The organism is Azospirillum thiophilum, assembly GCF_001305595.1.
Lineage (GTDB): Bacteria > Pseudomonadota > Alphaproteobacteria > Azospirillales > Azospirillaceae > Azospirillum > Azospirillum thiophilum.
On record NZ_CP012405.1, the window covers coordinates 137,777 to 151,672 of the forward strand.

Annotated in this window: 14 protein-coding genes; 1 reads left to right on the forward strand and 13 read right to left on the reverse strand. The window is 70.3% G+C overall.

Annotated features, from left to right (window positions below; genetic code table 11):
* Positions 1-65: 65 nt before the first annotated feature.
* From AL072_RS26680 to tauA, 5 genes are all read right to left on the reverse strand, one after another.
* Entirely contained in the window at positions 66-851 is a 786-nt protein-coding gene (locus AL072_RS26680) for an SDR family NAD(P)-dependent oxidoreductase (RefSeq protein ID WP_045585816.1), read from the reverse strand.
* A 14-nt stretch (positions 852-865) separates the two neighbouring features.
* Positions 866-1,618: a sulfite exporter TauE/SafE family protein gene (locus tag AL072_RS26685; RefSeq protein WP_158511102.1), complete on the reverse strand. Its 753-nt coding sequence runs from the start codon at positions 1,616-1,618 to the stop codon at positions 866-868.
* 57 nt (positions 1,619-1,675) lie between these two features.
* Positions 1,676-2,545, reverse strand: coding sequence for an ABC transporter permease subunit (locus AL072_RS26690; RefSeq protein ID WP_144428389.1), 870 nt, complete (start codon positions 2,543-2,545; stop codon positions 1,676-1,678).
* On the reverse strand, positions 2,542-3,333 hold the full coding sequence (gene tauB, locus AL072_RS26695; protein ID WP_045585818.1) for a taurine ABC transporter ATP-binding subunit: 792 nt from the start codon (positions 3,331-3,333) through the stop codon (positions 2,542-2,544). The genes AL072_RS26690 and tauB overlap by 4 nt, the downstream gene beginning before the upstream one ends.
* Positions 3,334-3,402: 69 nt before the next feature.
* A complete protein-coding gene (tauA, locus tag AL072_RS26700; protein WP_045585819.1) occupies positions 3,403-4,410 on the reverse strand; it encodes a taurine ABC transporter substrate-binding protein in 1,008 nt (335 codons plus the stop codon).
* Between the two features lie 301 nt (positions 4,411-4,711).
* On the opposite strand from tauA, the gene pdxR reads away from it, so the two are divergent.
* On the forward strand, positions 4,712-6,184 hold the full coding sequence (pdxR, locus tag AL072_RS26705) for a MocR-like pyridoxine biosynthesis transcription factor PdxR (protein WP_045585820.1): 1,473 nt from the start codon (positions 4,712-4,714) through the stop codon (positions 6,182-6,184).
* An 18-nt stretch (positions 6,185-6,202) separates the two neighbouring features.
* On the opposite strand, the gene mnhG is transcribed toward pdxR, so the two are convergent.
* From mnhG to AL072_RS26745, 8 genes are all read right to left on the reverse strand, one after another.
* Positions 6,203-6,553, reverse strand: coding sequence for a monovalent cation/H(+) antiporter subunit G (gene mnhG / locus AL072_RS26710; protein WP_045585821.1), 351 nt, complete (start codon positions 6,551-6,553; stop codon positions 6,203-6,205).
* Positions 6,550-6,831, reverse strand: a complete 282-nt coding sequence (locus AL072_RS26715; RefSeq protein ID WP_045585822.1) for a K+/H+ antiporter subunit F — start codon at positions 6,829-6,831, stop codon at positions 6,550-6,552. The genes mnhG and AL072_RS26715 overlap by 4 nt, the downstream gene beginning before the upstream one ends.
* Positions 6,828-7,316, reverse strand: a complete 489-nt coding sequence (locus AL072_RS26720; RefSeq protein WP_045585823.1) for a Na+/H+ antiporter subunit E — start codon at positions 7,314-7,316, stop codon at positions 6,828-6,830. Before AL072_RS26720 ends, AL072_RS26715 begins: the two co-directional genes overlap by 4 nt.
* The gene (locus tag AL072_RS26725) at positions 7,313-8,926 is read right to left on the reverse strand and encodes a monovalent cation/H+ antiporter subunit D (RefSeq protein ID WP_245637042.1); all 1,614 of its coding nucleotides are present in this window, start codon (positions 8,924-8,926) and stop codon (positions 7,313-7,315) included. Before AL072_RS26725 ends, AL072_RS26720 begins: the two co-directional genes overlap by 4 nt.
* The gene (locus AL072_RS26730; protein WP_045585824.1) at positions 8,923-9,267 is read right to left on the reverse strand and encodes a Na+/H+ antiporter subunit C; all 345 of its coding nucleotides are present in this window, start codon (positions 9,265-9,267) and stop codon (positions 8,923-8,925) included. The genes AL072_RS26725 and AL072_RS26730 overlap by 4 nt, the downstream gene beginning before the upstream one ends.
* On the reverse strand, positions 9,267-12,218 hold the full coding sequence (locus AL072_RS26735; protein ID WP_045585825.1) for a monovalent cation/H+ antiporter subunit A: 2,952 nt from the start codon (positions 12,216-12,218) through the stop codon (positions 9,267-9,269). The genes AL072_RS26730 and AL072_RS26735 overlap by 1 nt, the downstream gene beginning before the upstream one ends.
* 100 nt (positions 12,219-12,318) lie before the next feature.
* The gene (locus AL072_RS26740) at positions 12,319-12,801 is read right to left on the reverse strand and encodes a PTS sugar transporter subunit IIA (RefSeq protein WP_045585826.1); all 483 of its coding nucleotides are present in this window, start codon (positions 12,799-12,801) and stop codon (positions 12,319-12,321) included.
* Positions 12,802-12,915: 114 nt separating this feature from the next.
* Positions 12,916-13,797, reverse strand: coding sequence for a universal stress protein (locus AL072_RS26745; protein WP_045585827.1), 882 nt, complete (start codon positions 13,795-13,797; stop codon positions 12,916-12,918).
* Positions 13,798-13,896 lie beyond the last annotated feature (99 nt).

A 13,896-nucleotide genomic window follows, 5' to 3' on the forward strand; every position in this document is an offset into this window, starting at 1 on the left:
CGGTCATCTCCTCGGGTGGGGCCCGGGGCGGGGCCCCGGGTGGGAAGGGGGCCTGCCGGCGGGGGTCAGGCAGGCGTTTCGCGGTGGATCCTGAACGGCGCCCAGGATTGGCTGACCGGCATGATCTCGACGCTGTTGATGTTGACGTGCGGCGGCAGCGACACCACCCAGCGCACCGTCTCGGCGATGTCCTCGGGCTGGAGCGGGTTGGCGCCGGCATAGAGCGCGTCGTAGGCGGCCTTGTCGCCGCCGGTGCGGACCAGGGTGAATTCGCTTTCCGACAGGCCCGGCTCGATCGAGGTCACGCGCACGCCGTGGGCCGACAGGTCGCAGCGCAGCCCGAGCGAGAACTGCTGCACGAAGGCCTTGGTGCCGCCATAGACGTTGCCGCCCGGATAGGGCCAGTTGGAGGCGACCGAGGCGAGGTTGACGATCAGCCCGCGCTGCGCGATCAGCCGGTCCAGCAGCAGCCGGGTGATCGTCACCAGCCCGGTGACGTTGGTGTCGATCATCGCCCGCCACTGCTCCAGGTCGCAGTCCTGAGCCGGCCCGGTGCCCAGCGCCAGCCCGGCATTGTTGACCAGGACGGAGATGCCGCTGAACTCCTCCGGCAGCGAGGCCAGCGCGTCGCGCGTCGCCGCCTCGTCGCGGATGTCGAAGCAGAGCGGGTGGGCCATCGACGGCCCGCCCAGCGATTCGACCAGGGCGTCGAGCCGGTCGCGGCGCCGGCCGGTGGCGACGATGCGCCAGCCCTCCGCGGCCAGCCGCCGGGCGATGGCGTCGCCGAAGCCGGAGGTGGCGCCGGTGACGATAGCCGTCTTGGCGGCCGTCTTGGGGGCGATGTTCGACATGGTGTTCTCTTTCCTCACGACGGATTGAAGCTGCGGCCCAGCGTGTAGACGGTCTGGACGAGGCCCGCCACCGCGACGGCGAGCAGGCCCCCGGACGCCAGCCGCCGCCAGCCGTCGAAGCTGAGCCTTGCGGCCAGCAGGCGGCCGGCAAGGAAGCCGGCGAGGGTGGGGACCGTGAAGGCCGCCAGCAGGCCGACGACGCCGGGGTCGATGGCTCCGACCATAGCACGGCCGGCGAGGCTCAGCGCGTCGACCGCGCCGAAGAACACCGCCAGCGTGCCCTTGATGGTCCGCCGGTCGCGGCCACCGGCCAGCAGCCATGCGGCGATCAGCGGCCCGCCGACGGCGAAGGCGGCCAGCAGGACGCCGACGACCAGGGCGATGCCCGCCCCGATGGCCCGGTGCCGCAGCCAGGGCGGCGGCTCCCGCACCAGGGCGACGCAGGCGGCGCCGAAGACCGTGACCGCGACCAGCACCCGCGAGGTGCCGTCGTCGAGGCTGGCGGCGATCAGGCTGCCGCACAGCGCCCCGGCGAAGCCCAGCGCGAGCAGGAGCCGCGCCACCGCCCAGTCCACCGCCGCCTGCTCGCGGTCCAGCAGCAGGAAACAGGTCAGCAGCAGGTCGCTGACCAGGATGAAGGGGACACCGGCGGCGGGGGAGGGCAGGAACAGCAGCCCCAGCGCCGCGATCAGGGCGTAGCCGAACCCCGTCACCCCGCGGAAGGCCGCGGCGAGGAAGGTCACGCCCCCGAAGAGGAGCATCGACATGGCGGACATGACCTTCCCGGAGAAACCCTCAGACCTTGCCCTTCCAGGGCGACGATTTCAGACCTTGCCCTTCCAGGGCACCAGGCGGCGTTCCAGCCAGCGCATGCCGAACTCGAACAGCGTGGCGAAGAAGCCGATCACGAAGATTCCCATCAGCACGATGTCGGTGCGCAGGAAGTTGGAGGCGTTCAGCACCATCTGGCCGATGCCGGTGGAGGCGGCGACCATCTCGGCGGCGACCAGCGTCGTCCAGCCCACCCCCATGCCGATGCGCAGGCCGACGAGGATGTCGGGCAGGGCCGCCGGCAGCACCACATGCACCACCACCTGCCAGCGGCTGGCGCCGAGCGCGCGGGCGGCGTTGACCTGATCGGCCGCCGCCGCCGACACGCCGGCCCGGGCGGCCAGCGCCACCGGTGCGAAGCAGGCGAAGAAGATCAGCAGCACCTTCGACGTCTCGCCGATGCCGAACCAGATGATGACCAGCGGCAGATAGGCCAGCGGCGGCAGCGGCCGGTAGAATTCGATGAAGGGATCCAGCGCCGCCCGCAGGCTGGTGCTGAGCCCGGTGGCGAGCCCCACCGGGATGCCGATCAATGCCGCGAGCAGGAAGGCGCCGACGACGCGCAGCAGGCTCACGGCGATATGCTCGGCCAGCGGGGCACCGTCGATCCGCCCGTCGACAGCGTCGAGAAAGGCCTGGAACACCGTGTCGATCTTGGGCAGGAACAGCGGCTTCACCACCCCTTGGCCGGTCAGCGCCGCCCACAGCGCCAGCGCCGCCAGGATGGCCGCGAGGCTGATCAGCGCCGGCTGCGACCGGAAACCCTGCATCCGGCGGCGCAGCCGGCCGAGCGGCACCAGCCCGGTCGGAATTCCGGTCAGGCTGTCGGCCGTCTTGGCCCGTTCGGTGGCGGTCGGCTTCATGCGGCCTCTCCTGTAACGGCGTCGTTGCGGTCGTGGATGAAGCCCAGCACCCGTTCGCGCATGGCGATGAAGTCGGGGGAGGATTTGACCGACCGCGAATCCTGCCCGGCCAGGAAGCGCCGGCTGAAGTCCAGCGGGATCTCCTGGGCGATCCGGCCGGGGCGCGGGGTCATGATGATCAGCTTGGTGGCGAGGAAGATCGCCTCCTCGACCTCGTGGGTGATGAAGAAGGCCATCTTCCGCGTCTCCGCCCACACCCGTAGGATCAGCTCCTGGATCTGTTCGCGGGTGAAGGCGTCGAGCGCGCCCAGCGGTTCGTCCATCAGCAGCATGCGCGGGTCGGCGGCCAGCGCGCGGGCGATGCCGACGCGCTGCTGCATGCCGCCCGACAGCTCGTAGATCCTCTTGTCGGCGAAGGCGTCCAGCCCGACCAGCTCCAGCATGCTGCGGGCGCGCCGCGTCCGCTCGGCCTTGGCCATGCCCTGCATCTTCAGGCCGAAGGCGACATTGTCGACCACGCTCAGCCAGGGCATCAGGGCGTGGCGCTGGAACACCACGCCGCGGTCCGCCCCCGGCCCGGCGACCGGCTTGCCGTCGAGCAGGATGTCCCCGTCCGTCGGCGGCAGGAATCCGGCGATGCAGGACAGCAGGGTTGTCTTGCCGCAGCCCGACGCGCCGAGCGCCACCACGAATTCTCCCGGTTCGATGGTCAGGTTGACCCAGGAGAGGGCGACGGTACCGCTTTCGCCGCCGCCATACTGGACGCTGACATTGCGGACTTCGAGCATGCCGGGCTTCCCGATGTGAGAGGATCCGAAGGATGGGCCTGAAGGGGCGGCCCCTTTACCTGACCGCCTTTACTTGGCCGCCGCCTTGACCACGTCGGCGGTCACGAACTGGCTGTAGTCGGGGGCCAGTTCGGTGACGCGGCCCTGGCTCTTCAGGAACTCGGCGGTCGACTTCAGCGCCTCGGCGGCGCCGCCGCCCAGCCACTCCTTGGACGCCTGCTCCTCCAGCGTCGGGAAGCGGTAGGCGGCCAGCCCCTCCGGCACGTCGGCCGGGGCGGCGCCGGTCCATTTGGCGACGGCGGCCACCTGCGGCGAGGCCGCGGTCCAGGAGGTGCCGGTCTTGGCATAGTCGGCGTCGGCGGCGGCCAGCAGCTTGACGAAGCCGGTCATGAAGTCCGGGTTGGCGGCCATGAAGGCCTTGGTCGCGACGATGCCGTCGAAGGTCGCCTTGCCCTTCTTGGCGAAATCGCCGGCGCTGGCGATGACGGTGCCGTTCTTCTTGGCGGCGGTCAGCACCGGCGCCCAGATGAAGGTCGCGTCGATGTCGCCGCGTTCCCAGGCGGCGGCGATCTCCGGCGGGCGCATGTTCAGCAGCTTGACGTCCTTGCCCGACAGCCCGGCCTCCTGCAGCGCGTACATCAGCTGGTAGTGCGAGGTCGAGACGAAGGGCACGGCGACCGTCTTGCCCTTCAGGTCGGCGATGGACTTGATGCCGCTGCCGTTGCGCACGACCAGCTGCTCGGCGTTGGCGATGTCGTCGAGGATCCAGAACAGCGAGATCGGCAGCCCCTGCGACGCGGCGGCGGCGATGGGGGAGGAACCGGCCTCGCCCACATCCACGTTGCCCGACGACATGGCGCGGATGACGTCGCCGCCACCGCCGAACTTGACCCACTTCACCGTGTAGCCGGTCTTCTTCTCCAACTCCCCGCTTTCCATCAGCACGCGGATCGGGGTCATCATGTCCTGATAGGCGAAGGTGACGGTCTTCTCCGCGGCCATGGCCGGGGCGGATGCCCCGATCAGCGCGCCGAAAGCGATGAAAGCGGTGGCGAGCAAGCTTTTGCTGAAGGTCATGGCGGGGGGCTCCGTCGAGGCCGTTCGTTCCGATGCGCCCATTAGGACCCAAGCGATCCCCCTGCCGAAAGGTCCAGATCCTCCCGCTTTGCGGAGCCGGCTGGTCCTGCGCCATTCCGGCGCCCAATCCGCTGCCATATCCTGCGCCATGTGCCATCCGATTGGGCAAAAGCCCGTCGGATGGACGCCGCAGCCGGGACGGCGGCCCGGATCCGGCCCGGATCCAGCCCTGCTCCGGCCGGCACCCTTCTTGCTTCCGCATACTCGGGCAGGAAGCCCGGAAGGAAGGACGGCTGGCTCCATGCAGATCGACACCGCCTGGCGGCTCCTCTTCGGCGGCATGGAGCGCGACCACCAGGGGCTCAGCCTGCGCGTCCGCGGCATCATCGCCGAGGCCATCGAGACCGGCATGCTGGTCCCCGACACGCGGGTGCCGTCCAGCCGCAGCCTTTCCGAGGCGCTGGGCATCTCACGCAACACCGTCAACGCGGCCTATCAGCTGCTGATCGACGACGGCTTCCTCGTCTCGCGCGAGCGCAGCGGCGTCTTTGTGGCGTCGGCCCAGGACAGACCGGCGGAAAAGGCCAGGGAGGACAAGGCTTGCGGCTGGGCGGCGCGCTTCGCCATCCGGCCGTCGCTGATGCCGCAGATCACCAAGCCGCGCGACTGGATGGACTATCCTTATCCCTTCCTGTTCGGGCAGTTCGACCCCAGCCTGTTCCCGACCAACCCGTGGCGGGAGAGCGTGAAGGCCGCCTCCAGCGTGCAGGAGATCACCCGCTGGGCGCGCGACATGATCGACGACGACGATCCCGACCTGCTGGAGCAGCTGCGCCACAAGGTCCTGCCCCGGCGTGGCATCTTCGCCGGTCCGGGGGAGATCATCGTCACCATCGGCTCGCAGCATGCGCTGTCGATGCTGGTCCAGCTGCTGGTCGGCCGGGACACCCCTGTCGGCATCGAGAATCCCGGCTATCCCGACATGCGCCATATGGTCGGCATGGCGACGGCGGACATGCGGGCGCTGACCTGCGACCGTCATGGCGTGGTGCCGGATGCGGTGTTCGCCGGCCGGCGGGTCGCCTTCGTGACGGTCGGCCACCAGTGCCCGACCACCGCCGTCATGCCGATCGGCCGGCGGCGTGAGCTGCTGGAGGCCGCGTCCCGCCACGGCGTCGTGCTGGTCGAGGACGATTACGAATCCGACCTGTCGGTGGAGGGCGACGCCGATCTGCCCTGCCTGAAGAGCCTCGACCGGGCGGATTGCGTGATCTACACCGGCAGCTTCTCCAAGATCCTGGCGCCCGGCCTGCGCATCGGCTACGTCGTGGCGCCCAAGCCGGTGATCGACGAGCTGCGAGTCCTGCGCCGCCTGATGCTGCGCCACCCGCCGACCAACAACCAGCGCAGCCTCGCCACCTTCATCCAGCTCGGCCATTACCGCCAGCATCTCCGCCGCACCGCCACCGTCCTGCAGGAGCGGGCCGGGCTGATCGCCGACCTGCTGCCGGAGCTGCTGCCCGGCTGCCGGTTCCGCCGCGATTTCGGTGCCAAGAGCTTCTGGATCGAGGGACCGCCCGGCCTCGACAGCCGCGATCTCGTCCGCGCCGCGCGCGGGCAGGGCGTTCTGATCGAGGCCGGCGACATCTTCTTCCTCGACCCGACCGAGGGGCGGCGCCACTTCCGTCTCGGCTTCACCTCGATCGCGACGCACCGGATCGAGCCGGGGCTGCGGCGCCTGGGGGCGCTGGTGCAGGACGGCCGGGCCTGCTGAGACGGCCCCCGCTTCGGGTCAATCGGAGGGCGGCGGCGGCACCTCGTCGCTGCCCTCGGTGCGGTCGCGGTAGAGCGCGGCCCGCGCCAGCAGCATCAGGGTGATGGGCGTGGTGACGACCATCAGGGCGGTGATCAGCACCTCGTGCAGGATCGCCCGCGTCTCCAGGACCGAGAAGAACAGCATCGAGGCGAGCAGGACGCAGCCGATGCCCAGCGTCGAGCCCAAGGTCGGGGCGTGGACCCGCTGGTAGAAGCTGTCGAACCGCAGCAGCCCGACCGTTCCGATCAAGGTCAGGACTGCGCCGGTCAGCAGCAGCAGGGCGGTCAGGACCGCGGCCCATGCCGGGATTTCGGCCAGATGGGTCATTCGATCACTTCTCCACGCATGAGGAACTTCGCCAGCGCCGCCGTCGAGACGAAACCGAGCAGCGCGATGATCAGCGCCGCCTCGAAATACAGCAGGCTGCCGGTGCGGATGCCGAAGGTCAGCAGCAGCATGGTCGCCGTGACATAGAGGGTGTCCAGCCCCAGCACCCGGTCCTGCGCGCGCGGGCCGCGCAGCACGCGCACCGCCGAGAAGGCCATGGCGAGCACCAGCAGGATCTGGGTCAGCAGGATCGTCCAGACCAGCAGCTTCACGATCATTCGAACAGCTCCATCAGCCGTTTTTCGTACCTGCCCTTGATGGTGTCGATCCACACCCGCTCGTCGACGAGGTCGAGGATGTGCAGCAGGATGGTGTTGCGGGTCCGGTCATAGGCGACCCACACCGTGCCGGGAGTGGCGGTGATGATGCAGGCCAGTGTCGCCAGCCCGTAGGGCGCCCTGAGGTCGAGCGGGATGCGCACGAATCCCGAGACCCGCCCGCCCTGGCCCGGCCGCAGGATGATTTTGGTGACCGCGATGTTCGAGCGCACGATGTCGGCCAGCACCACCACCAGCAGCGACACCGCCGCCTGCGGCCGCCGGAACCGGCCACCCGGCAGCTCGAGCGTGCCCAGCGTCATCGCCGTGCCCAGCGACAGCACGCCGCCCAGGATGATCGTACCGGGAGCCACGCTCTCGTTCAGCAGCAGCCAGACGCCCAGCAGGGTCGCCGTCACCATCGGATAGGCCAGCCACCGCCTCATCGGACACCTCCCGCCGTTCCCGGCGCCCTGGATGTGGACAGAACGGCCCCGACATAGTCGCGCGGCGCATGCAGCGCATTCGCTGTGTCGGTCATGTAGCGCATCGCCGGGCCGGCCTGGATGGTGAGCGCGACGCCGAGGGCGAGCAGCAGCATGACCGGCGCGATCTCGGCCACCCGCACGCGCGGCACCTCGCCGGCCGGCGAGGCCCAGAAGGCGTCGATGCCGGCGCGCGTCATCGCCACGACCGTCGCCAGCCCGGACAGCACCAGCGCCGCCAGCAGCACCCAGGTGGTGACCGGGACGTCCTGTCCGGTCGCCAGCAGGGGCGATAGGATGGCGAACTTGCCGAGGAAGCCGGACAGCGGCGGCAGGCCCGCCAGCAGCAGCGCGCTGGCCATGAAGCCCATGCCGAGGATCGCCATCGTCGCCGGGATGGCGACGCCGACCTCGCCGTCGTCGGTGTCCTCGTCGTCGCCTTCGCCGAACGCCTCGCGGGTTACCGCCAGCACGTCGGCGCCGACGCCGCGGCCGCGCTCCACCAACTCGATCAGCAGGAAGAAGCCGGCGATCGCCAGGACCGAGCTGGTCAGGTAGAACAGGGCGCCGCCTGTCACCGCCGCCTGTCCCGCCCCGACGGCGGCCAGCAGCGTGCCCGACGACACCAGGACGCTCGCCCCAGCCAGCCGTGGCAGGCTCTGCGTCGCCAGCACGGCGATGGAGCCGAAACCGATGGTCAGCAGCCCGCCGACCAGCAGCAGGGTGCCGCCGAAGCCGGCCGACGCCCCGGCGGCATCGCCGAACACCAGCAGCCACAGCCGCAGCACGGCGTAGATGCCGACCTTGCTGAGGATCGAGACGATGGCGGCCGACGCGGCGCCGACGGTGGAATAGGTGTTGGGCAGCCAGAAGCCCAGCGGCCACATCCCCGCCTTGATCAGGAAGGCGAGGCCGAGGATCGCCGCCCCCGCCTCCAGCAGCGCCCGGTCCTCGGCGGCCACCCCGGCGACCCGCCCGGCCAGATCGGCCATGTTGAGGGTACCGGAGATGCCGTAGATCATGCTGACGCCGATCAGGAACAGCAGGGACGCCGACAGGTTGATGGCGATGTAGTGCAGCCCGGCGCGCACGCGGGCGAGGCCCGAGCCGTGCAGCGCCAGCCCGTAGGAGGCGGCGAGCATGATCTCGAAGAAGACGAACAGGTTGAACAGGTCGCCGGTCAGGAAGGCGCCGTTCAGCCCCATCAGCTGGAACTGGAACAGCGAATGGAAATGCGCCCCCGCCCCCTGCCAGCGCGGCAGCGCGAACAGCAGGGCCGCCACCCCCAGGATGCCGGTCAGCACCAGCATCAGCGCGGCGAAGCGGTCCAGCACCAGCACGATGCCGAAATTTGCCGGCCAGTCGCCCAGCCGGTAGACCCTGACCTCGGCCGGGCCGGCGTCGGCGACCGTCAGCGCCACCACCGCGAGCCCGAGCAGCGTCACCGCCGACGCCATGCCGAGCGCCGCCTTCAGCGTGCGCCGCCGCTCGTCGATCAGCATCATCACCGCGCCCGCCAGCAACGGCAGGACGATGGGCGCGATCGTCAGATGGTCCATCCAGCCGCTCACCGCTGCTTCTCCTTGCCGTCGACATGGTCGGTCCCGGTCAGGCCGCGGGCGGCCAGCAGCAGGACGAGGAACAGCGCCGTGGTGGCGAAGCCGATGACGATGGCGGTCAGCACCAGCGCCTGCGGCACCGGGTCGGCATACATTGCGAGGTTGCCGGCCCGGCCGCCCTCCAGGACCGGCGCGGCGCCGGTGCGCAGTCCGCCGGTCGAGAAGATGAACAGGTTGACGGCGTAGGACAGCAGCGAGAGGCCGACGATCACCTGGAAGGTGCGGGGCCGCAGCAGCAGCCAGACGCCGGATCCCGTCAGCACGCCGATTCCGAGCGAGAGAATCAGTTCCATCAATCGTCTCCTACGGCGGTCGGCACCGGATCGGGGATGGCCGGCATCTCGGCCGGGCGGGGAGCGGCGGCGCGGTGGCCGCGGACCGACTGGCGGGCAAGCGCGATCAGGATCAGGATCGTGGCGCCGACCACCAGCGCGAACACGCCGATGTCGAACAGCAGGGCGCTCGCGACCGGGAACTTGCCCAGCACCGGCAGCTCCGCATAGGCGAAATAGCTGGTCAGGAACGGGCGGCCGAACAGCCAGGCGCCCAGCCCGGTGCCGGCGGCCAGCAGCAGCCCGATCCCCATCCAGCGCATCGGCAGCACGCGCAGCCGCGTCTCAACCCATTGGGTGCCGCCGAACATGTATTGCAGGATCATGGCGATCGCCACGGTCAGCCCGGCGGCGAAGCCGCCGCCCGGAAGGTCGTGGCCGCGCAGCAGCAGGAACAGCGCCACCATCAGGATCACCGGGAACAGCAGCCGCGCGATCAGCGACGGGATGAACAGCCAGTCGGCCACCGTGTCGCCGTCCTTGCGGTCGGGCCGGGAGGCGTCGAAGGCGCTCTGGTCGCGCTGCTGTTCGGTCACGTCGACGCTGTCGGTCGCCGGGCGGAAGCGGCGCAGCAGCGCATAGGCGGTCAGCGCCACCGCGCCCAGCACGGCGATCTCGCCCATCGTGTCGAAGCCGCGGAAATCCACCAGGATCACGTTCACGACATTGGTGCCGCCGCCCTCGCTGTAGGCCAGCTCCAGGAAATGCTGCGCCAGTAGTTCGGGCGGGAAGCGCGTCATCACCCCGAAGGCAAGCCCGGCCATGCCGGCCCCGGCGGCGATCGAGATGCCGAGGTCGCGCAGGCGGCGGCCCAGCGTGACCGCCTCCGACCCGCGGGTGCCGGGGATGTCCAGCCGCTTGGGAAGCCAGCGCAGGCCCAGCAGCAGCAGGATGGTGGTGACGACCTCGACCAGCAGCTGGGTCAGCGCGAGGTCGGGCGCGGAGAACCAGACGAAGGTCACGCAGACGACCAGCCCGGTGGCGCCGAGCAGGATCAGCGCCGCCAGCCGGTGGAACTTGGCCTGCCAGGCGGCACCCAGCGCGCAGGCGGCGCCCAGCACCCAGACCATCGCCAGCACCGGGTCGATGCCGGAGGGGACGAGGTTGCCCGGCCCCAGCCCGCGCAGCCACACCGCCCAGCCGGCCGCCAGCACCGCCGCGCACACCACCAGCCGCAGTTGCGGCTGCAGCCGGCGGGTGCCGAGCAGCCCCTCGGCCGTGCGGGCGAGGCGCCAGGACAGGAAGACCATGGTGCGCTCGAACATGCGGCGGCCTTCGAAGCTGCGGATCAGCGGCGGCCCCTCGATCCCCTTGACCAGATGGCGCTGGAGCAGCAGGTAGAGGGCGACCCCGGCGGCGAGCGCGGTCATGCTCATCACCAGCGGGCGGTTAACTCCATGCCACACCGCGAGGCTGTATTCCGGCGGCGCCGTCCCCAGGGCGGCCCGGGCCGCCATGTCCAGGAAGGGGCCGACGGTGGCCGCCGGCAGGACGCCGATGATGATGCAGGCCAGCACCAGGATCTCGACCGGGAAGCGCATCCAGGCCGGCGGCTCGTGCGGCTTGTGCGGCAGGTCGACCGGGTCCGGCCCGAAGAAGGCGCCATGGATGAAGCGCAACGAATAGGCGACGCTGAAGGCGCTCGCCACCGTCGCGGCGATCGGCAGGATGTCGAAGAAGACCGGCAGCGGACCCTTGGCCGACAGCGCCTCGGCGAAGAACATCTCCTTCGACAGGAAGCCGTTGAGCAGCGGCACGCCGGCCATCGCCGCGGCGGCGACCAGGGCGAGCCTGGCGGTGAAGGGCATGAAGCGGTTGAGGCCCGACAGGCGCCGGATGTCGCGGGTGCCGGTCTCGTGGTCGATGATGCCGGCGGCCATGAACAGCGAGGCCTTGAAGGTCGCGTGGTTGATGATGTGGAAGATCGCCGCGACCATCGCCAGCTCGCTGTTCAGCCCGAGCAGCAGGGTGATCAGCCCGAGATGGCTGATGGTCGAATAGGCCAGCAGTCCCTTCAGGTCGTGCTGGAAGATGGCGATGTAGGCGCCGAGCAACAGGGTGGCGAGCCCGGCCGAGCCGACGATCCAGAACCACGCCTCGGTCCCCGCCAGCACCGGCCAGAGCCGCGCCATCAGGAAGACGCCGGCCTTCACCAGCGTCGCCGAATGCAGGTAGGCGGAGACCGGGGTCGGCGCCGCCATCGCGTGCGGCAGCCAGAAATGGAACGGGAACTGCGCGCTCTTGGTCAGGGCGCCCAGCAGGATCAGCACCAGCGCCGGCAGGTAGAGCGGATGCGCCCGGATCAGGTCGCCCGATGCCAGCACGACGTCGAGGTCGTAGCTGCCGGCGATGTGCCCCAGCACCAGCATGCCGGCGAACAGGCAGAGTCCGCCCGTCGCCGTGACGGTCAGGGCCATGCGGGCGCCGTCGCGCGCCGCCGCGGTGTGGTGCCAGTAGCCGATCAGCAGGAAGGAGAAGAGGCTGGTCAGCTCCCAGAAGAAGGCGAGCTGGATCAGGTTGCCGGAAAGCACGACCCCGGTCATCGACCCCATGAAGGCGAGCAGGAAGGCGAAGAAGCGCGGCACTGGGTCTTCCGCCGCCATGTAATAGCGCGCATAGACCACCACCAGCGTTCCGACCCCCGACACCAGCCCGGCGAACAGCCAGGCGAAGCCGTCCATCCGCAACGCGAAATCCAGGCCCAGCGACGGCATCCAGGCGACGCTGTGGCGGACCACGCCGCCCGCCGACACTGTCGGGTAGGCGGCCCAGACCATCGCCAGCCCGATGACGGCGATGCCGCCGGCCAGCCAGGCCGCCGCGTTGCGCGCATGCGTCGGCAGCAACCCGGCGACGATCGCGCCGGCGAACGGGAGACCAACGGCGGTCAGGAGCAGGAGGGCGTCGGGCATGAAGTCCTACGGTTGATTTTCTGGGCCGAACGTCCGGGCCGGGCATCCCGGTTTTGCCGGGCGGGGCCGTCCAAAGGGCGGCCGTCCATCGGGGAGCCGTCTAGAGCGGGCCGTCGCACGGTCCGGTTTCGGAGGCCACCGCCTGGAGCAGGATCTGGACCGCATCCTCGGCCGTCTTGGCGGCGCGCAGCTTGCGGGGGGCCTGCGGGTCGCGCAGCGCCCGGCAGATCTCCGACATGGCGGACAACAGCCCCTTGCGGTTCGATGCCGGCCACAGGGCCAGGAAGACGAGATCGACCGGTTCGTCGTCCCGGGCGTCGAAATCGATGGGGCGCTGCAGCCGGGCGAACAGCACCAGCGGCGTGTTCACGGCTTGGAGCTCCGTGTGGGGAAGCGCCACGCCCTTGCCCAGCGCCGTGGAACCGATCTGTTCGCGTGCCCGGAGCGCGTCCAGGATCTCCTGCCTGGACTGGCCGTTGCGAGCGGCCGCCTCCGACGCCAGCAGGTCGAGCAGGGTCGCCTTGTTGCCCGGGCCGGCGTCGAGGATGACGTCGGCCGCGGAGAAGAACTCAGAAATGGCCATGCCCGTCTCCATTGTGGCCAATGATCAATGCCGGCACCGGATACCGGCCGCCGTCCCCGCCGTTCGGGGCGCCGGAGCGCTCACGATGGTACAGGAGGTTTCCGCTGGCCATTGCTACTTTCCCGGACAACGGAACGGATCGAGTCCGGACGGTGTTCCGCCGATCAGCACGTCGCAGGGCAGGATGTCGATCACCTCCGACGCCGTGCTGCCCAGCAGGGCGCGGGAGAGGCCGCTGCGCCGGGCCGAGCCCATGGCGACCAGATCGTAACGCCCCTCCCGCGCCAGCTCGACGATCCGCAGGCCGGGCGGGCCGGCGCGTAGGATCGTCTCGACGGCCGGTCCGGCAACGGCGGGATCCGCGCCGCCCGTCCCGGCGAGCAGTTCGCCGAAGTCGCCGGCGAAGTCCGCCGGGTCCAGCTCCACCCCGGCCCGGACGGCGGCGGCGGGCAGGTCGAGGACATGCAGGAGATGGATGTCGCCCTTCGGCACCAGCATCCGCAAGCCGGCCAGCGACAGCCGCGACCGGTCGGAGAAATCCACCGGCACCAGCGCGCGAAGATAGGGTTGCAGCGGCTTGTCGCGCACGATCAGCATCGGCGTGCCGTCGGCGACGGCGATCCGTTCGACGGTGGAGGACAGGAACAGGTCGGCCACCCGGTCGCGCTGGTGCAGTCCGACCACCAGCAGGTCGGGCCGCCACAGGCCGGCAAAGCCGGCGACGCGGTGTTCGACCGCCTCGCCGCGCACCGCGACGGCATGGGCGCGGATTCCGGCCCCGCCGGGCACGGCGAGGATGTGGCGGTGCAGCTCCGCCTCGACATGGTGCAGCGGCAGGTGGCCGTAGGGACCGCCCGCGGCACCGCTGCCGTCGACGACATGCAGCGCCGTCAGCTCGGCCCCGAACCGCATGGCGAGCTGCACGGCGCGTTCCAGGGCGCGATCCGATTTCGGTTGAAGGTCGGTCGCCAGCAGAATGCGTCGAAGGCTCGCCATTTCCCCTTTCCCGTCCCTTGTCCCTGCCTGGGTTCGCCCCGTCGGTGATCCCCGCCAATGATCTGAAGACGGGAGGCCCGCTGTCCATGCCGGGTAATA